Below are 17,263 nucleotides of genomic sequence, written 5' to 3' on the forward strand. Positions count from 1 at the left end.
TCACCTGAGGTAGGCGTCCACGAAGAGGGCGCCGCGGATGATCCGCAACTCGTCGAGTAGTTGCGCGTAGGTCGCCCGGCTGAGCCCCGCGACGGTGAGATCGTGCGGGCCGAGCTTCGGCAGCCGGCCCGTGCGGATGCGGATGACCTCCCAGCCGGCGGACCGCAGCGCTCGGTCCTTCCGGCGATCGGCGGCCTCCCGGCGTCCGACGTGCTCCAGGCCGTGCCGGCCGGTGGTGTCGTACTCGAGCGCGACGCGCAGTTCGGGCAGCAGCACGTCGGGCCACGCCTCGAGATGGTCGAAGAACGGCCGCGCCAGCCGCACGGCGTTGAGCGGGGACACTCCCATCAGTCGCGCCTCGAGTCCCGCCCGCAGGTCCGCCTCGGCCGCGGAGGCGACCCGGGGAGCGCATGTGCTCGCGAACGGCTCGCCGACCGGCAACGCGGGGGTGCGCGTGCAGAGCTCGCGAGCCGGACGGGTCTTCGTCGACCGGGATCGGACCTTCTGCGGAGGGGCTGCGGTCGCGGAGGGTGCGGCCGCCGCGGGAGCGGGCCGCGCCGGAACGGGACGATCGCGGGCGACCTCGCTGCACACCGGACACCACGACGAACGCCGCCGCTCCCGCCCGGGCCGGTCGCGCTGCTCGCTCGGCGTCGCGACGAAGATGTGCCCCGCCTCGCATTGCCACTGCAGGTACACCTCCGCCGCCGGAGGGATCTGGGTGAGCGTGATGCCGTGGTTGAGGTCGGGATGGTACTGACGCACGAGCACGGGATACGACGCCCACTCCGTGCGGTACGTGCCGATCGGATACGGCGTCTCGGTTCCGCGCGAGAACCGGCGGCGCTCCCACCACCTCTCGATCGACTCGGGCATGCGGGCAGGTTAGACGCCACCACCGGCACGCCGGGTGGGTACCGCTCCCCATGCCCGTGCGGCACGGCGAAGTCGTGAGTCCGTCATGATCGAGGGATGTCCTACGATCCTGCATCCGTTCCCCCTCCGCCTCCCGCCCCGTCGCCGTACGCGGCGCCCGCACAGCCGGCCGGTCCCGCCGGTGCGCCGCCGACCGGCCGCGTCAACGGTCTCGGCATCGCGGCGCTCGCCGTCGGTGCCGTCGGCCTCGTCGTCGCGTTCGTGCCGTTCATCGGCGCGCTCGGCGGCTTCCTCGGCTTCGTCGGCCTCGTGCTCGGCATCATCGGCCTCGTGCTCAAGGGCCGTAAGAAGGGTCTCGCGATCGCGGGCACGATCGTCTCCGGCGTCGCGCTGATCGCCTCGATCGTGATGATCTTCGTGTACACCGCCTCGTACATCAACGCCTTCAACGACGCCATCGAGAGCGGCCCTTCGGTCGTCGACGAGGCGCCGCCGGCCGAAGGGGAAGAGGAAGCGGAGGGCATCGAGCCCGGCGGGGTCGGCTCGCGCGAGAACCCCGCGCCGATCGGATCGACGGTGTCGATCGAGGCGATCACCGGCGCAGCCTGGGAGGTCTCGCTCGGCGCGCCGACTCTGAACGCGACCGACCTCGTGAAGGCCGCGAGCGAGTACAACCCCGACCCGGCCGCGGGCAACCAGTACGCGATCGTGCCGGCGACGATCACGAACGTCGGCGAGGCGAACGGCAGCCCGTTCGAGCTGACCTTCGAGTTCGTCGACGCCGACGGCCGCAGCTATACCGGCGGCTACGTGTCGATGGAGGGCCAGCTCGCGGACGTCGACGAGCTGCTGCCCGGGGCGTCCGCCACCGGCAACGTCGTCATCGAGATCCCGAGCGCGGGTGCCGAGGCGGGCACCTGGGCGGTGGCCCACATCATGGGCGACCCGATCTACTTCGCCGCCCAGTAAAGGCAGTACATCGACGGCCGCGTCGTCCGCCTCCCCAGCAGGGCGGATGGCGTGGCCGTCGTCATACACGCGGGTTGACTTCGCGGTCGGCGCGCATCACACTCATACCCCGACAGGGTATGGAGGTCGTGGTGTCCCACGGATACGTCGAGAACAAGGATGAACTGCTCAAGCGCCTGCGTCGCGCGGAGGGGCAGGTGCGCGGCATCCAGCGGATGGTCGAGAACGACACCTACTGCATCGACATCCTCACGCAGGTGTCGGCAGTGACGAAGGCGCTCGAAGGCGTGGCCCTCGCCCTTCTCGACGACCACCTCACGCACTGCGTGGCCGAGGCCACCGCGCAAGGTGGAGCGGTGGCGGACGAGAAGATCCGGGAGGCCAGCCAGGCCATCGCCCGGCTCGTGCGCTCCTAGCGTTCCACCGGAGATTTCCTCCGCACCGGCGTCGGTGCCAGAATGCCGGAGAGCGACGCCGCTCGGGAGTCCCCCGTAGCCGTCGCGTCCGGGAACGGGGTGAACCGCATGGACGATCGCACGCGCGATCTCTTCGCCGCGTCGTTCCGGCTGAAACGCGTGCAGTACCGCAAGAGCGCGGCCGTCGACGCAGCGCTGTTGCAGATCGGCTCGAGCCTCGCCCAGTGGGCCCTGCTCCGCGACATCTCCCAGCATCCGGGCGAGACGGCTCGCGCGCTCGCACAGCGCACCCGGCAGACCGACCAGGCGCTCGGCGCGCTCATCGTCAAGCTCGCCGAGCGGGGTCTCGTCGAGCGCACGCCGGGACGGGGGAAGGCGCTGCGGCACGAGCTCACCGAGACGGGTCGACGGATGCTCGCCCAATGCACCCCGGTCGTGGCCGAGGTGCTCAGCCGCGAGTTCGGGCATCTCGATGACGAGGAGCTCGCGACCTTCGTCGCTCTGCTCGGCAAGATCGCGGGCGACGAGGCCTGATCGCGTGACGGAGTCCGACGACGGGAAGCCCCGTGCCGCGAGGAGAGCGCTTCGGATCCTCGCCTGGATCGGCGGGTCGCTCGTCGTGCTCATCGTGGCCGGCGTCGTTTTCTGGAACGTGAGTCCCTGGCCGAGCGTCTGGCTGCTGCGTTCGGCGCCCGACCCGGCGGGCCTCGAGAACGCCGAAGCCGCTGCGCGCTACGTGCCCGACGACATCCACGCCGACCTCGACGTCGTCTACGACGAGACGTCGCCGGACGGTCGGCTCGACGTGTTCCGCCCCGACGACGCCGTCGCCGCCCTGCCCGTGATCTTCTGGGTGCACGGCGGCGCCTTCATCGCGGGGGAGAAGGAGCCGGTGCGCGACTACCTGCGTGTGCTGGCGTCTCACGGCTTCGCCGTCGTGAATGTGGAATACACCCACGCGCCGGAGGCGACTTACCCCCGGCCGATCGTGCAGGTGGACGAGGCGATCGCGCACGTCGTCGAGCACGCCGCCGAATTCCACGCCGACCTCGACCGCATCGTGCTCGCGGGTGATTCGGCAGGTGCCCACATCGCGGCGCAGGCCGCGATGGCGATCGCGCAACCCGACTACGCCGAGGAAGCCAGGCTGCCCGCGGCCGTGGAGCCTGGCCGGCTCGTCGGCACCGTGCTCTTCAGCGGCCCGTACGACCCGACGACCGTCGACTATGACAACGAGCTCTTCGGATTCTTCATGCGCACCGTCATGTGGTCGTACTCCGGCACGAAGGACTTCCTCGGGGACGAGCGCTTCCTCTACACGGCCCTCCCGCAGCACGTGAATGCCGACTATCCGCCGACGTTCGTGTCGACGGGTCCGGCCGATCCGCTCCTCCGGCAGAACGAGGAGTGGGTCGCCGCGCTCACCGCGGCGGGCGTGGAGGTCACTCCGCTGTTCTTCGATGCGGCGACGACGCCGGACACCGTGGGCCACGAATACCAGTTGTCGCTGGACACCCCTGAGGCGAAGCAGGCCATGGTCGAGCAGGTCGCGTTCCTGCGCGGCGTCACCGGCGCCGAGGAGCGCCCCGGGGTCTCCGACACCTGGTGAGCGCGGGGGGCTCGATACGCCGTCTCCGCTGGTCGAGTAGGCGCGCGAAGCCGCCGTATCGAGACCCCTCCAGCGCGCCCGTCAGTCGGTCAGGCGGATCTCACGGCGCTCGCGGGCCGAGAGGTACGCGGCGTCGATGATGCGGGCGAGCTTCGTCGCCGACGATCCGTCGACCGACGTCCAATCGCCCGAGCGGATCGCGTCGAGGAACTGATCGACGACGGCGGCGTGTCCGCGGCCGGGCGCGGCGTACAACCGGGTCTCGCTCGGGGTGCCGGCGTCGTCGGTGAACAGCCGCAGCTCGCCGCTCTCGATGTAGTTCTCGACGCGCAGTTCCGCGCCGCCGTCGGTGCCGTACATGGTGATGCCGAACTCGTCGCTGTTCGTCCGATGAGCGGCCCAGCTCGACTCGATGAGCAGCGTGCCGCCGCCCTCGAGCCGCAGGAAGACGCTCGCGAGGTCCTCGACCTCGAACGTCGTCGTGTCGGCGGCACCCGACTTCACGCCGGCGGAGCCGAAGCCGGCCGAACCGAGGTGGTTGTAGGTCGACGCGGTCACCGTCTCGACCGCCGGGTTGCCGAGCAGGTGCAGCGAGTAGTCGAGCACGTGCACGCCGATGTCGGCGAGCGGACCGCCGCCGGCGGTCTCGAAACGGGTGAACCAGCTGCCGATCATGGGGATGCCGCTACGGCGCAGCCAGTACGCCTTCGTGTAGTACGGGGTGCCGAGACGTCCGGCGTCGACGAGCTCCTTGAGCTTGCGGATGTCGCCGCGCTGACGGTGGTTGAACGCGACGTCGAGCACGCGACCGGCGGCGCGGGCCGCGTCGACCATCGACTGCGCCTCCTCACCCGTGCGGGCGATCGGCTTCTCCGACAGCACGTGGAGTCCGCGCTCGAGGGCGGCGACGGCGATCGGCGCGTGCAGGAACGTGGGCACCGCGACGCTGACGGCGTCCAGCCCGTCGAGCGCGACGAGGTCCTGCCAGTCGCGGTACAGGCCGCTGACGCCGTATCGGGCGCCGAGTTCGGCGAGCACCTCCTCCTCCATGCCGGCGATGGCGACGAGCTCGACGCCCGGAGCCATGGCGTACGCGTCGATGTGCTGCTGCCCCGCCCATCCGACGCCGATGACGCCGACGCGCAGGGGACTGGTGCTGGTGGTTTCCGTGGTCATCCGTCAATGCTTTCGGATGCGGCGCCGGTCTGCCAAGCGCATCCGGCGACTTTTTTGCACGACAGGAGAAAGTCGCATGAGAAAGGGCGGCCGGCTCTGCCGACCGCCCTGTTGACGCTGTTCCTACTTGAACGCGTCCTTGATGTTCTCGCCCGCCTGCTTGAGGTTGGCCTTCGTCTGGTCGCCCTTACCCTCCGCTTCGAGGTCGCGGTCGCCGGTGTGGCGGCCCGCCTCCTCCTTCGCGTGGCCCGTGGCGCCTTCGACGGTGTTCTTGATCTTGTCGTCCAGTCCCATATGCGCTCCTTCGTCCGGGTGCATTGCCTCTACGACAGTGCTCCTCTGGCCTGAAAGCGGCGTGTGCGCAGCCTCGGAAGAGCTGAGTCCCGGCTGCGCGCGGCGGGAGAGCTGGCCAGTGAGGGCGAGGACGAGGATGACCACGGCGAGCAGGATCCAGCCGGGCCAGCCGAGCAGCGTGCCGTACACGGCATCCAGAGGTTGCCCCGCCGCCATGAGCAGGGCGAACGTGTTGACGGAGGTGTTGAGGGCGGCGTGGGCGACGACCGCGGGCCACACCGACGCCGACCGCAGCCGCAGCCAGCCGAAGATCACGCCGAGCAGCGTGCACCACACGACCATGAGCAGCAGGCCCAGGATGTCGGTGCGCTGGTAGTTGTAGCCGAGCAGGATGACCGGGGCGTGCCAGAGCCCCCATACCGCGCCGCTCAGCGCGAGCGCCGGCACGGTGCCGAGCGGCAGGAGGTTCGGCAGCAGCCAGCCGCGCCAGCCGATCTCCTCACCGAAGGTCGCGACGCAGTTCATCAGCACGACCACGGGGATCATGGCGAGCTGCACGGCCACGATGCCCGGAACGGCGTCGGCGGGCAGGTCGGCGCCGGTGGCGGCGAACGCCTCGCGGGCCGCGGAGAAGGTGACGAGGTCGAGCTGGAGCAGTCCCATCGCATGGCCGAGCAGCATCGCCAGGAACGCGAGCGCCACGAACCCGACGAGTGCGATCGCGCTGAGGCCGAGGGTGCGGCGCACCGGTCGCAGCGGCGCGAGCCCGGTGAGGCGGGGGATGCTCGTGGGCCGGAACACGAGCACGGTCACGAGGGTCGCGACGGCGGGGGTGAACATCATGAGGGTCGTGAGCAGCAGGAACAGCGGATGCTGCATGCCCTGCCCCGACAGCCAGACCGGCAGCTGCACGAGCCACGCCCCGCCCAGGGCGAGCACCAGCCACAACGCGAGGGCTGCCCAGCGCATGCGTTCGGGGAGCACGGGGGCCAGGGCGGCGTTCTTCTGTCGTTGACGCTCGGCGGCGGCGCTGCGGCGTTCGGCCCGCGTCGCCGGGACGGCGGTGACGGTCGTCATGGTGACTCCTTCCGGTCCCTTCTCACGCTACGGAGCCGACGCGCCCGCGTCGTCCGCCTGCAGACGGGACGCCGACTCCACCGCGCGGCGGAGGCGCCTCGGGCTCGGTCACGGGCACCTGAGTCACCCCTGGACGACCCCAGAGCCGCCGCAAGACGGCGTGGTAGCTTGCGCGGATGTCACGCATCATCGCGGTCGCCCCCGTGCTACCCGATCACGCCTACTCACAGGCGGAGATCACCGCCGAACTGGCGTCGATGCTCGTTCCCGACTCCCCGAAACGCGCGCTGCTCGAGCGATTGCACGCCGGCACCCGCATCGGCACCCGCCACACCGCCCTGCCGCTCGAGGCGTATCGCGACCTCGGCTCGTTCGGCGAATCGAACGACCACTGGATCCGCGTCGGCACGCAGCTCTCCGAACGGGCCGTGCGCCGGGCGCTGTTGACAGCCGGATTGCAGCCGACCGACGTCGACCACCTCTTCTTCACCTCGGTGACCGGGGTTGCCGCCCCGTCGATCGACGCCCGGCTCGTGCCCCTGCTCGGCCTCCGGCCCGACGTCAAGCGGATCCCGTCGTTCGGGCTCGGTTGCGTCGCCGGCGCCTCGGGCCTGGCCCGCGTGCACGACTACCTGAAGGGCCACCCCGACGACATCGCCGTGCTCCTGTCGGTGGAGCTGTGCTCGCTCACCGTTCAGCGCGACGACGCGTCGGTCGCGAACTTCGTCGCGAGCGGCCTGTTCGGGGACGGCGCCGCCGCGGTGGTCGTCGCGGGCGAGAACCGGGCGCGCGAGCTCGGCATCGCAGGACCCGAGATCGTCGACACCCGCAGTTGCTTCTACGCCGACACGGCCGACGTCATCGGCTGGGATGTGCGCGACACGGGATTCCAGATCGTGTTGTCCGCCGGCGTCGCCGAAGCGATCGACGCCAACTTCGGTCCCGACGTCGCCACTCTGCTCCGCGCCCACGATCTCGACGTCCCCGACATCGGCGCGTGGATCGCCCACCCGGGCGGCCCGCGGGTTCTCGAGGCCTTCGCCGATTCGCTCGGCCTCACCGAGCAGGATCTCGCCCCGAGCTGGCGCTCGCTCGAGCAGGTCGGCAACCTCTCGTCGTCGTCGGTGCTGCACATCCTCGCCGACGTCGCCGAGCAACCGGCCGGCACTCGCGGTCTGCTGTTCGCCCTCGGCCCGGGGGTGACCGCGGAACTCGTGCTGCTGCGGTGGGCCGCGTGATCGGTTACCTCGCGCTGATCCTCGCGACCGGCATCGAGCGGATCGCCGAGCTCGTCATCTCGACGCGGCACGCGGACTGGGCATTCCAGCGCGGCGGCGTCGAGACCGGTCGTGGGCACTTCCCGTGGATGGTCGCCCTGCACACCGGCTTCCTGCTCGCGTGTCTCGGCGAGGTCGTGTTGTTCGACCGGCCCTTCCTCCCCGCCCTGGGCTGGCCGATGCTCGTGATCGCGCTGCTGTGTCAGGTCGGTCGCGCGTGGGTGATCGTGTCGCTCGGCAAGCAGTGGAACACCCGCGTGATCGTCGTGCCCGGCATGCCCCTCTCGCGTCGCGGACCGTACCGGTTCGACTGGCTGCCGCATCCGAACTACCTCATCGTCGCGATCGAGGGCATCGCCCTGCCCCTCGTGCACAGCGCGTGGGTGACCGCGATCGCCTTCACCGTGCTCAATGCGATTTTGCTGCTCGGCTTCCGGATCCCCGCGGAGGACCGCGCCCTCCGCCAGGCGGCGCCCGCATGATCGATGCGGATGTGCTCGTCGTCGGCGGCGGACCGGTCGGTCTGGCGACGGCGATCGAAGCGCGCCTCGCCGGATTCTCGGTGGTCGTCGCCGAGCCGCGTCGCGGCAGCATCGACAAGGCGTGCGGGGAGGGCCTGATGCCGGGGGCCGTGCCGCTGTTGGCGCGCCTCGGCGTCGATCCGCCCGGCTGCCCGCTGCGGGGAGTCAGCTACCGCGACGGGGTGCACCGCGTCGACCACGTGTTCTCGCACGGCGCCGGCAGGGGCGTGCGGCGCATCGCCCTGCACGAGGCGCTCGCCCGCCGAGCGGACGAGCTCGGCGTGCGCCGCGAAGCCGTCCGTGTCGAGGAGGTCGAGCAGGGTGCGGATGACGTGCGCGCCGGCGGGGTGCGCGCCCGGTACCTGCTCGCCTGCGACGGGCTGCACTCGACCGTGGCGCGCGCCGTCGGACTGGCGCTGCCGGTGCCGCGCGGGACGCGGCGCTACGGCATCCGGGAACACCACGAGGTCGAGCCGTGGTCGGATCTCATCGAGGTGCACGTCGCCCGCGACGCGGAGTTCTACGTCACCCCGGTGGCCGACGACACGGTCGGCATCTCGATGCTCGCCCGTCAGGGCGTCGACTACGACGACGCACTCGCCTCCGCACCGGAACTGGAGGAACGCATCGCCGGCACGATGCTCGTGAGCACCCGTCGTGGCGCGGGCCCGTTCCGGCAGCGCACCCGCCGCCGCGTCGCCGGACGGGTGCTGCTCGTCGGCGACGCGTCCGGCTACGTCGACGCGATCACCGGCGAGGGTCTGCGGCTCGGCTTCGCGCAAGCGACCGAGGCCGTGGCCGCGGTGCTCGCCGGCCGGCCGCGCGACTACGAGCGCCGCTGGCGCCGGGTCACCCGCGACTTCCGTATGCTCACGAGCGGTCTCGTCGCCCTCGCGACGTCGCCGGCGCGTCCGTACGTGATCCCCACCGCATCCCGGAACCCCGCCCTGTTCGGCCGGATGGTCGACCGCCTCGCGAGATAGGAGCAGCAATGGAAGAGATGACCGACGAGGAGAAGCGCCGCGATCAGCTGTTGCGCGCCGAGAAGTCGACGGAGCGCGACGCCGAGCCGCGCATCGAGGTCACGAAGAAGGATGACGGCGTGACGCGCATCGACGTGCGCGACGACGCCGTCGTGCGCCCCGGCGACCCCGAGGACTGACCGCCTCCCGCCGGCTCCCACAATCGGTTTCCCGTCAGTAGTCGCCCTTACGAGCGCCGCGAAAGGGCATCTACTGACGGGAAACCGCATGCACGAGCATCCGGACGCGACATTCCCGTCGCATATTGCGGGTGCGGGCGGCGCGCACCCGCGTTTCGCGACGGGGAATCGTCGGTGCGGTTGAGCAACCCGGGTGCCGCCTGAGGGAGATCTCGATACGGCCGTGGACGACCTACTCGATCGGCGGTGTCCGCGCTGCGGCGATGAGGGTCGTGAGCGAATCCCGGATGCCCTCGAGCTCGGTCACGTCCATGCCGAGTCGTTCGACGATGCGGCCTGGCACAAGCTCGGCCTCCCGGCGGAGCGCGCGCCCCGCGTCCGTGAGTTCGACCGCGAGGGCCCGCTCATCCGCGGCGTTACGCCGCCGGGTGATGAGCCCTGAGGCCTCGAGCCGCTTGAGCAGCGGGCTCAGCGTGGCGGATTCGAGCAGCAGGGCGTCGGCGATGTCGGCGACCGTGCGTGGGCTGCGCTCCCAAAGCGCGAGCATCACGAGGTACTGCGGATGCGTCAGGCCGAGCGGTTCGAGCACGGGCCGGTAGAGGCCGATGACGCTGCGTGAGGCGGCGGCGAGTGCGAAGCACACCTGCCGGTCGAGGGCGAGCGCATCCGTCATGCGACCACTATACGAGGGCACGAATAGTTAGTACACTAAGAATATGACCGACCGCGAACGCCTCCGCTGGTGGGAGCGCCTGAACAAGTCCCTGCGCCCCTTCATGGGTCCGGCGCAGCTCGGACCGTTCGATGAGGCGCCGCGGCCGTCGTCGACGGGCAAGCCGTGCCCGCTGTGCGGGGCACCGCTCGACACCCACGTGATCGAGCGCGGCGCCGGATCCACGCGTCTGCACTGCCCGGCACCGGTTCCCACCCCCTGAGTCCACTGCGCAGATCCCGCGACGCAGCCGCCGCCGGGGCGCTCCGTGCCAGCATCGCACCGGAGGTCACCATGGCGAGGATCATCGCGTTGCACCGCGAGCGGATGGCGCAGACCGTGCTCGACGCGGTGCGTGCCGGCGATCGGACGCGGCTGCGTCGGCTGCTCGCTCCGGCCGTGACCCTCGTCGACGACCGCGAACCCGCGCGCGTGATCCGCGGCGGTCGCGAGGTGGCCGCGGTGCTCGAGCGGATGCTCGCCGCTCCGGGGGCAGCGGTGCGCCGGATCGACGAACGGGACGGCATCGTGTTGCCGGGCGCCGACGGCGTGATCGTCTTCGGGGTGCGGTGGCGCATCGCCACCGTGCGGGTCCTCCGCGACCGCAGCGCGCTGCGGCCGTGGACCGAGAGGCGGCGAGCGGACCTCGCGAGCGCGGGACCGCGGGGCTACCGTGAGGTGTGGCCGCGACTCCGACCAGTGACCGGCGATCGATCGCCGTCGTCTCCGACATCCACGGCAACCTCACCGCGCTGCGCGCCGTGCTCGCCGACATCGAGTCGCGGGGCATCACCGAGATCGTCGACCTGGGCGACATCGTCGGGAAGGGACCACGCGGATCCGCGTGCGTCGCGCTGGCTCGAGAACGCTGCGCCGTCACCGTCGCGGGCAACTGGGAGGCGATGCTGCTCGCCGAGGGGCTGTCGCACGAGGCGCTCCTCTGGTGGCGCGACGAGCTGACCGACGCCGACCGGGAGTGGCTCGCCGCGCTGCCTCTCGTCCACGACATGGAGTTGAGCGGGCGCACCATCCGCTTCCTGCACGCCTCGGCGCTGAGCGTGTTCACCCGGGTGTTCGCGCAGCACTCCGACGAGGAGTTCGCGGCGATGTTCGCGAACACCGAGCTGACCGGCCCCGGGCCGGTGCCGCAGGTGGTCTGCTACGGCGACATCCACAACGCCTACGTCCGCACGATGCCGGGCCGGATGCTCCTCAACGCCGGCAGCGTGGGCAACCCGCTCGATGAGCCCACGGCGTCCTACCTCGTGCTGCACGGTTCCGACGGCCCGGGTCCGTTCGGAGTGGAGTTCGTACGGGTGCCGTACGACGTCGAAGCCGAGATCGCGGTCGCGTTCGAGCTCGGGATGCCCGACCTCGACGCGTACGCCGCGGAACTGCGCACGGCCCGCTACTCGCGCTGAGCCGTTCCGGGCATGGGTGAACCGGGTGCCGCCCCCCATGAGTACGGCACCCGGTCGCCCGTGCATCACACGCGGGTGTGCGCGCGACGCGTGCGGAGCATCAGCCCTCCCGCCGCGAGCAGCAGCAGGGCGAGCGCCCCGGCGAATCCGGCACCGTCGGCGCCGGTCGTCGCGAGACGGTTCGTGTTCCCGGAGTCGGCGGTCACGGCCGCCACGGTCATCCCCGCGGGGGTGATGGTGGCGTCGCCACCGTCACCCGGCACGGCCGGGTCGGTCGGATCTGTCGGCAGCACCGGGTCGGTCGGGTCCGTCGGGTCGGTCGGGTCCGTCGGGTCGGTCGGGTCCGTCGGGTCGGTCGGGTCGACCGGGCCGGTGGTCGAACCGCCGGTCGTGCTGTCTCCGATCACGCTGATCGCGTTGCCGCCGACCGTCACGGGGAGGGTCGGGACGATGATGATCTGCCCTCCGCCGACGATCGAGTCGTCGCCGGAGGTCGTCGGCGCATCCGACGATCCACCGGTGCTGGGGATACCCGTGGTGGAGCCCTCGGAGGTGCTGTCGCCGATCACGCTGACCGCGTTGCCTCCGGCGGTCACCGGGAGCGCGGGGGTGAGGACGACCTGGCTGCCGCCGAGCACGCTGTCGTCGCCGCCGGTGGTCGGGGCGCCGGAGGTGCCGGACGTGCCGCCGGTGGTGCCGGTGGTGGAGCCCTCCGAGGTGGAGTCGCCGATGACGCTGATCGCGTTGCCGGCCACCCCGATCGGGGCGAGCACGTCGCAGACGATCTGGGTGCCGCCGAGCACGCTGTCATCGCCGCCCGTCGTGGGCGTGGCGGAGGTACCGGGGGTGGAACCCGTGCCGCCCGCCGTGCCGGTGGTCGAGCCCTCCGAGGAGGAGTCACCGAGCACGCTGATCGCGTTGCCGCTCACGTTCACGGGAGCGACCGCGTCGACGACGGCTTGCGTGCCGCCGAGGATGCCGTCGTCACCCGAGGTGGCGGCCGAGTCGGCCGCTCCGCCGGTGCTGCCGGCCGGCGCCGCGGTCGAGCCCTCCGAGGAGGAGTCGCCGAGCACGCTGATGCTGTTGCCGCTCACCGTGACCGGCACGACCGCATCCACGACGGCCTGGCTGCCGCCGAGCACCGAGTCGCTGCCGCCCGTGGAGGCATCCGCCGGAGCCGAGGCCGGCGCGGACGCCGTGCTCGAACCGCTGCTCGACGAGTCGCCGAGCACGCTGATGTTGTTGCCGCTGACGTTCACGGGGAGCACCGCTTCGACGACGGCCTGGGTTCCGCCGAGGATGCTCTCCTCGCCGGTGGTGTCGGCCGCGTTGGCCACACCCGCTCCGAGAGCCATGAGGCCCCCGGTGAAGAGGACGCCGAAGAGTCCTCTCGAGACGTACTTGTTCATGGTCAGATTCCTTGTCCGATTGAGGTGGGGTCCCGCGATCACGGGACGGGGTCGTGTCCGCACAGGCGGATACGACGACCTCAGTCGGGCGAGGAGTCGGAGTCGGAGACGGGAGCGCCGGGCAGGCGGTCATCGGTGTGACCGTGAGCCGAACCGGCGGCGAAAGCGAAGCGGATGTGGTCGGCGAGGATGCCGACGGATGCGGCGGCGCCGTTGGATCCGGAGGCGGACGCGCCGCCGAGCGCGGCGGCCGATGCCGAGCCGCCCGAGGCGGCGTCGAACAGCACGCCGCTCGGCGTCACGGCCGCGTCGGCGCCGGTCGGCAGGTCGGCCCGCAGCGCGGTGGACGCGGAAGCGAGGCGGCCGGCGAGTGTGCCGGAGACCTCGAGTGAGGTGTCCCCGGCGACGGAGATCCCGATGACGACGGGGCCGATGCCGTCCACCGACTCGTCCGGGATCACGGCGTCGACGCCGGCGCCGAGTCCGTCCGTGATGGTGTCGACGGCATCCACCACCGGGTCGGTGACGGTCGTGATCGGCGATTCGCCGAGCACCGCGTCGACGAGCGGCAGGTTGCCGACGACCGGGAGGGCGCCCACCGTCGAGTCGACGACCCCGGCGACCGGGGTGAGGATCGTGGAGACCGACGTGTTCGCGACGGTCTCGGTGACGGTGTGCACCACGGCGGGAACCGGCGTGGCCTGCACGACCGGCGCCTGCACGACGGGAGCGGCGACGGCGACGACCTCCTGGACGGCGGCCGCAGCGGTGCTGGAGACGGGCGCGGTCACGTGCTCGACGAGCGTCGCGACGCGATCGACCACCGAATCCGGCGGCGCCTCCTCGGCCGATGACGGGCTGGCCGTCGTGAACAACGCGAGGAGGACACCGCCGAACACGGCGGCGAAGAGCCCCAGAAGCAGGCGCACGCGTCGGGGGTATCCGGCGACGAACGATTCGTCCACGTCAACCACCCCCCAGAGTCGGTGCGCTTGGGGGCGACGTTAGGCGCGATCCGCGTGAATCCCCTTCGTTATCAGGGAGTGCTCAGTCGTTCTTCACTGGTTCGACAGGGACACGACCACCGGCGTCGGGTTCGCGAACAGGTCGAGCACCGGGCAGTGGGCGTCGACAGCGGCCTTCAGTTCCTCGTACTTCTCCGCCGACTCGGGACCGCTCAGGCGCACGGCGAGACGCACCTCGGAGAACCCGGCGCGCACCGACTCGTCGATGCCGAACAGGCGTCGCACGTCGAGGTCGCCTTCGGCCGAGATGTCGATCTCGTCGACGCGGATGCCGAGAGCCTGCGCGTAGAGGCGGTAGACGACCACCTGACACGAGATGAGCGCCCCGAGCGCGAACTCCACCGGGCTCGCGGCCACGTCGTCCCCGGCGAGGGCGGCGGGCTCGTCGACGACGAACTCGTGCTTGCCGGCGGTGATGCGGGTGGCGACGGAGCCTTCGCCCGCTCCTCCCACGCGGTAGGTGAGTTGCGCAGAGGCGGGCTTCGCGGCGATGCGATCACCCCAGGCGGCGCCCGCCTCGGTGAGGCGCGCGGCGCGCTCGTCGGAAGTGGACTCGGGCACGGAGACGGTGTTGATGAGTGTCATGGCGCCACGCTAAAAGCGCCGGTCAGGGGGCACGAGTGCGCGAGTAACACGGCGACACGCTGCACGTCATCCGCCGTCACAAACGGCACGTCCGACGGTGGCGGCGGATGCCATCCCGGTCAGAAGAGCACGCGGAGCAGGGCGTTCGCGCTCGTCGACGGCGCAAAGGTCGGCGAGCCCTCGAACTGCGCCGTGACGGTGTGCCGCCCGCGGTCCACGCGGGGGAGGGTGACCGACGCGCGTCCGTTCGACGCGGTCGTCAGGGTCGCGGTGGCCACCCGCTCGCCGTCGATCAGGACGGCGACCCGCCCCGTCGGTGCTGCCGTGCCGGCGGCGCCGACGACGACGGTCGCACTCACCCGTTGGAACGAGAACGCGGTCGTCGACGAGACGGCGACGCGGGTCGTCGTGGGTGCGGCGACCGCTTCGCTGATCCTGGCGGAGTGCACCCAGAACGTGCGCCGCGTCTCCTCGGAGGATTCGCCGGCGCTCGAGGAGATCTCGATCCAGTTGATCGCCGCGAGATGCTCAGGGTGAAGCTCGCTCGGGAGGGTGAAGCTGAGCACGGAACCGTCCGCCGAGACGGTGCCCTCGAGGCCGGTGACGCGCTCCCAGGCGTCGCGCCCGTACGCGCGCAGTTCACCGGCGGCGGTGGAGCCCTCCCAGGTGCCCGGGCCTCCGGCGACCTCGATGCGGTCGCCGGGGTGGAGCGCGACCGGCGCCTCGGTGATCGACCCGTGGTAGGCCCGCACGTCGATCCGATCCGGCTCATCCGTGCTCAACTCCACTGTGGACGCCGCGCCCGCATCCGGCGTGAGCACCCACGTGTCGCGCCAACCGGCCCAGTCGATGGCCCCGCTGCGGCAGTCGAGCTCGTAGGAGCGGCCGTCGCCGGGCACGACGGCTCCCGCCTCGATCGGCACGACGGGGTCCGCCGTCCATTCCGCCCCGCTGAACGCCCGTTCGCCCACCCATTCGCCGGACGCGGACAGCGTGCAGACCACGAGATCCTGCACGGCCGCGACATCGGTGTCGATCGCGAGTCGCGTGGTCGCCGGTCCGACCAGGATGGGCGGGGCCGCCGTGCCGAAGACACGGTCCCGGTGTTCCTGCGCGGGACCGGCGGCGAAGTGCACGACCGCACCGGTCGTGTCGGCCGCCGCCGCGGCCATCGGGCCGCCGAGCGTGAGGGCGCCGGCGACGAGCGCGACGGCGATGGTGCGGCGGGTGGGGATGCGGTGCATGGCGTCACTCCGATCGCCAGGGCGGCTGATGGCTCGGAGCCTAGACCGCCGTGACGACGCCACGCCAGAGTGCCGGAGGGCGCAATATAAAGTGCGTCTTGTAATGGTGTGCGCCACACAGTATGGTGTGACGCATGGACACCGACGCCGCGCTCGCGGCACACCGACAGGAACTCCGGCGCGGCACCGTCGTCGTCGCCTGCCTCACCGTTCTGCGCGAGCCGAACTACGGGTACGCCCTGCTCGAAGCCCTCGACACGGCCGGGTTCGAAGTGGAGGCCAACACCCTCTACCCGCTGCTGCGGCGGCTCGAGACGCAGGGACTGCTCACGAGCGACTGGAACACCGACGAAGCGCGACCGCGCAAGTTCTACCGCACCACGATCGAGGGCGACGCCATGGCGACCACCCTCCGTGCCGACTGGGCGGCGCTCACCGCCGCCATCACCGAACTCGACGAAGGAGACCGCTCATGACCGTCACCACGACCCTGACCGACCGCTACGTCTGGGCGACGTTGCGCACCCTCCCCGACGCGAAGCGCGCCGACATCGAGCGCGAGCTCCGCGCATCCATCGAGGATGCGATGGAAGCGCGACTCGAGAGCGGTGCAGACCCTGACGAGGCCGAACGCGCCGTGCTGCTCGAACTCGGCGACCCCATCCGTCTCGCCGCCCAGTACGCCGAGCGGCCGCTGTACGTCATCGGGCCGAGCATGTACCCGGACTGGATCCGGTTGCTCAAGCTGCTGCTCGCCACCGTGCTGCCGATCGCCGGCCTCGCGGTCGGCACCGTGCAGGCGCTGATCGGCTCGACGATCGGCGAGATCATCGCCGAAGTCGTGCTCGTGCTGCTCGGCACGACGATGCACCTGATCTTCTGGACGACCCTCGTGTTCTGGATCGTCGAGCGCGCCGGATCGACGTGGCAGGGGTCCGGATGGACGCTCGCACAGCTGCCGGACCTCGACGACGGCAAGCACGTGAAGCTCAGCGAGGTCATCGGCGCGCTCGGGTTCGCCGCCCTCGTCGCCGTGCTGATGATCTGGCAGCAGAACTTCTCGTTCTTCACCGTGGACGGCCGGCCCCTTCCGCTGCTCCGCGAGGAGAACTGGAGCTTCTGGTGGCCGTACGTGATCGTCGTGCTCGCCCTCGACGCGCTCGTGCTCGTCGCCGTCTACGGCCGACGCCGGTGGACGTACGGGCTCGTCGCCACCAAGGCCGTCACCAACCTGGCCTTCGCGATCCCGGCGATCTGGCTGCTGCTCGCCGACCGCGTGTTCACCTCCGCCTTCCTCGAGCGGCTCGACTGGGGAACCGCCGACCCGCACACCGTGCTCACCGTGATCGGTGTGCTCACGATCGGCATCAGCGCGGTGTGGGACGTGGTGCAGAACCTCATCCGCGCCCGTCGCGCCCGCTTGTGACATCTCGTTCGTACCGAAACGACGAGATCGTGCGGCGTACCGCGCGATCTCGTCGCTTCGGCGC

General features: G+C 71.1%; 20 protein-coding genes and 1 pseudogene. 12 read left to right on the top strand and 9 right to left on the bottom strand.

The annotated features are described in order from the left end of the window. Positions 1–876, bottom strand: coding sequence for a zinc-ribbon domain-containing protein (locus CLV46_RS00145; RefSeq protein WP_100362921.1), 876 nt, complete (start codon positions 874–876; stop codon positions 1–3). A 96-nt stretch (positions 877–972) separates the two neighbouring features. Between CLV46_RS00145 and CLV46_RS00150 the strand changes: the two genes are divergently transcribed. From CLV46_RS00150 to CLV46_RS00165, 4 genes are all read left to right on the top strand, one after another. After that, positions 973–1,845 carry a DUF4352 domain-containing protein gene (locus CLV46_RS00150; protein WP_100362922.1) on the top strand — a complete coding sequence of 291 codons (873 nt, stop codon included), beginning with the start codon at positions 973–975 and terminating at the stop codon, positions 1,843–1,845. A 119-nt stretch (positions 1,846–1,964) separates the two neighbouring features. After that, a complete protein-coding gene (locus CLV46_RS00155; RefSeq protein ID WP_100362923.1) occupies positions 1,965–2,261 on the top strand; it encodes a metal-sensitive transcriptional regulator in 297 nt (98 codons plus the stop codon). Positions 2,262–2,369: 108 nt separating this feature from the next. Then, positions 2,370–2,795, top strand: coding sequence for a MarR family winged helix-turn-helix transcriptional regulator (locus CLV46_RS00160; protein WP_157802171.1), 426 nt, complete (start codon positions 2,370–2,372; stop codon positions 2,793–2,795). A gap of 4 nt (positions 2,796–2,799) precedes the next feature. Then, complete coding sequence (locus tag CLV46_RS00165) at positions 2,800–3,870, top strand: alpha/beta hydrolase (RefSeq protein ID WP_157802172.1); 1,071 nt, start codon at positions 2,800–2,802, stop codon at positions 3,868–3,870. Positions 3,871–3,951: 81 nt separating this feature from the next. Here CLV46_RS00165 and CLV46_RS00170 read toward each other — a convergent pair whose 3' ends face one another. From CLV46_RS00170 to CLV46_RS17105, 3 genes and pseudogenes are all read right to left on the bottom strand, one after another. Next, on the bottom strand, positions 3,952–5,046 hold the full coding sequence (locus CLV46_RS00170; protein ID WP_100362926.1) for a Gfo/Idh/MocA family protein: 1,095 nt from the start codon (positions 5,044–5,046) through the stop codon (positions 3,952–3,954). A gap of 123 nt (positions 5,047–5,169) precedes the next feature. Beyond that, positions 5,170–5,340 (bottom strand): CsbD family protein, encoded by a 171-nt coding sequence (locus CLV46_RS16755; protein WP_170028618.1) that lies wholly within the window; start codon positions 5,338–5,340, stop codon positions 5,170–5,172. A 252-nt stretch (positions 5,341–5,592) separates the two neighbouring features. After that, positions 5,593–6,417, bottom strand: a pseudogene (locus CLV46_RS17105) (CPBP family intramembrane glutamic endopeptidase); the annotation flags it as partial. A 176-nt stretch (positions 6,418–6,593) separates the two neighbouring features. Here CLV46_RS17105 and CLV46_RS00180 point away from each other — a divergent pair. Genes CLV46_RS00180 through CLV46_RS16760 form a run of 4 tightly spaced genes read left to right on the top strand, consistent with a single transcriptional unit; the run spans position 6,594 to position 9,377 of the window. Next, a complete protein-coding gene (locus tag CLV46_RS00180; protein WP_100362928.1) occupies positions 6,594–7,655 on the top strand; it encodes a type III polyketide synthase in 1,062 nt (353 codons plus the stop codon). Beyond that, a complete protein-coding gene (locus CLV46_RS00185) occupies positions 7,652–8,176 on the top strand; it encodes an isoprenylcysteine carboxyl methyltransferase family protein (RefSeq protein WP_100365791.1) in 525 nt (174 codons plus the stop codon). Before CLV46_RS00180 ends, CLV46_RS00185 begins: the two co-directional genes overlap by 4 nt. Further along, complete coding sequence (locus CLV46_RS00190) at positions 8,173–9,198, top strand: NAD(P)/FAD-dependent oxidoreductase (protein ID WP_211282112.1); 1,026 nt, start codon at positions 8,173–8,175, stop codon at positions 9,196–9,198. The genes CLV46_RS00185 and CLV46_RS00190 overlap by 4 nt, the downstream gene beginning before the upstream one ends. Before the next feature lie 8 nt (positions 9,199–9,206). Continuing rightward, on the top strand, positions 9,207–9,377 hold the full coding sequence (locus CLV46_RS16760) for a hypothetical protein (protein ID WP_170028511.1): 171 nt from the start codon (positions 9,207–9,209) through the stop codon (positions 9,375–9,377). A 232-nt stretch (positions 9,378–9,609) separates the two neighbouring features. Here CLV46_RS16760 and CLV46_RS00195 read toward each other — a convergent pair whose 3' ends face one another. After that, positions 9,610–10,050: a MarR family winged helix-turn-helix transcriptional regulator gene (locus tag CLV46_RS00195; protein WP_100362929.1), complete on the bottom strand. Its 441-nt coding sequence runs from the start codon at positions 10,048–10,050 to the stop codon at positions 9,610–9,612. Between the two features lie 43 nt (positions 10,051–10,093). On the opposite strand from CLV46_RS00195, the gene CLV46_RS00200 reads away from it, so the two are divergent. Beyond that, the gene (locus CLV46_RS00200) at positions 10,094–10,312 is read left to right on the top strand and encodes a hypothetical protein (RefSeq protein ID WP_100362930.1); all 219 of its coding nucleotides are present in this window, start codon (positions 10,094–10,096) and stop codon (positions 10,310–10,312) included. A gap of 457 nt (positions 10,313–10,769) precedes the next feature. Next, the gene (locus CLV46_RS00205) at positions 10,770–11,510 is read left to right on the top strand and encodes a metallophosphoesterase family protein (RefSeq protein ID WP_100362931.1); all 741 of its coding nucleotides are present in this window, start codon (positions 10,770–10,772) and stop codon (positions 11,508–11,510) included. Between the two features lie 65 nt (positions 11,511–11,575). Here the strand turns inward: CLV46_RS00205 and CLV46_RS00210 are convergent, their stop codons facing one another. The 4 genes from CLV46_RS00210 to CLV46_RS00225 all read right to left on the bottom strand — a co-directional run bounded on the left by CLV46_RS00210 (position 11,576) and on the right by CLV46_RS00225 (position 15,773). Continuing rightward, the gene (locus CLV46_RS00210; RefSeq protein ID WP_100362932.1) at positions 11,576–12,919 is read right to left on the bottom strand and encodes a hypothetical protein; all 1,344 of its coding nucleotides are present in this window, start codon (positions 12,917–12,919) and stop codon (positions 11,576–11,578) included. 80 nt (positions 12,920–12,999) lie between these two features. Further along, positions 13,000–13,884, bottom strand: coding sequence for a hypothetical protein (locus CLV46_RS00215; RefSeq protein ID WP_100362933.1), 885 nt, complete (start codon positions 13,882–13,884; stop codon positions 13,000–13,002). A 93-nt stretch (positions 13,885–13,977) separates the two neighbouring features. Further along, positions 13,978–14,529: an OsmC family protein gene (locus CLV46_RS00220; protein WP_100362934.1), complete on the bottom strand. Its 552-nt coding sequence runs from the start codon at positions 14,527–14,529 to the stop codon at positions 13,978–13,980. 119 nt (positions 14,530–14,648) lie between these two features. Further along, entirely contained in the window at positions 14,649–15,773 is a 1,125-nt protein-coding gene (locus tag CLV46_RS00225; RefSeq protein ID WP_100362935.1) for an Ig-like domain-containing protein, read from the bottom strand. A 134-nt stretch (positions 15,774–15,907) separates the two neighbouring features. Between CLV46_RS00225 and CLV46_RS00230 the strand changes: the two genes are divergently transcribed. Continuing rightward, on the top strand, positions 15,908–16,249 hold the full coding sequence (locus CLV46_RS00230; protein WP_100362936.1) for a PadR family transcriptional regulator: 342 nt from the start codon (positions 15,908–15,910) through the stop codon (positions 16,247–16,249). Next, on the top strand, positions 16,246–17,199 hold the full coding sequence (locus tag CLV46_RS00235; protein ID WP_100362937.1) for a permease prefix domain 1-containing protein: 954 nt from the start codon (positions 16,246–16,248) through the stop codon (positions 17,197–17,199). Before CLV46_RS00230 ends, CLV46_RS00235 begins: the two co-directional genes overlap by 4 nt. The last annotated feature ends 64 nt before the right edge of the window (positions 17,200–17,263 follow it).

Source organism: Diaminobutyricimonas aerilata (assembly GCF_002797715.1).
Taxonomy (GTDB): Bacteria; Actinomycetota; Actinomycetes; order Actinomycetales; family Microbacteriaceae; genus Diaminobutyricimonas; species Diaminobutyricimonas aerilata.